Raw genomic sequence first — 671 nt, 5'->3', positions numbered from 1 at the left:
GGTACAGAGGCAATCATCCCACTGATAAACGCGATATTGCTGACATTACCTGCAAGCTCCCGTACATACAGCGTCAGGATTGGCGCAATGGAGCCGGTTGCAACCTGAATTATCAGGGTAGTGACAAACAAGCTCAGCACCAGCTTTGGATTCTTTAAAGACGTCACGACTTCGCGAACGTGCAGCATCTCTTTCTTGCTCACTGGCTGGAAGCGTTCACGGATAAAAAAGAGAGTCAGAATAAAACAGATCAACAGCACCAGGGCTGTGATGAAAAATACAGGGCGCAGACCATACTGATCGGCGAGTAACCCGCCCGCCAGTGGCCCAAGTAAAGCACCGCTAACGCCGCCGGTGGAAAGTGTCCCCAACGCCCAGCCGCTTTTATTGCGTGGCACCTGGGTTGCGATCAGTGCGTTGGCATTAGGAATAAATCCACCGAGCAAACCCAGCAGGGCGCGCAGGATCAAGAATTGCCAGATATTTTGCGCCAGCCCCATCAGCAGCATGACGATGGCCATGCCCAGCGCCGAGCGTAAAAGCATGATTTTCCGGCCTTTACGATCGGCCAGTCCGCCCCAGAAAGGTGAGGCAATCGCTGAAAACAGGAAGGTGATACTGAATACCAGCCCTGACCACATATTCAGGGCACTGTGACCCGTTACGCCAAG

Annotated in this window: 1 protein-coding gene; it reads right to left on the bottom strand. The window is 53.2% G+C overall.

Going from position 1 to position 671, the window contains the following annotated elements:
- Nucleotides 1-671: MFS transporter (locus tag FDX22_RS30240; protein WP_186805454.1), on the bottom strand; the 671-nt coding region annotated here is incomplete at both ends.

It is taken from the genome of Citrobacter sp. TBCS-14, assembly GCF_005280805.1.
GTDB classification, from domain to species: Bacteria; Pseudomonadota; Gammaproteobacteria; order Enterobacterales; family Enterobacteriaceae; genus Citrobacter; species Citrobacter gillenii.
This window is presented reverse-complemented; position numbering and strand designations above follow the sequence as displayed.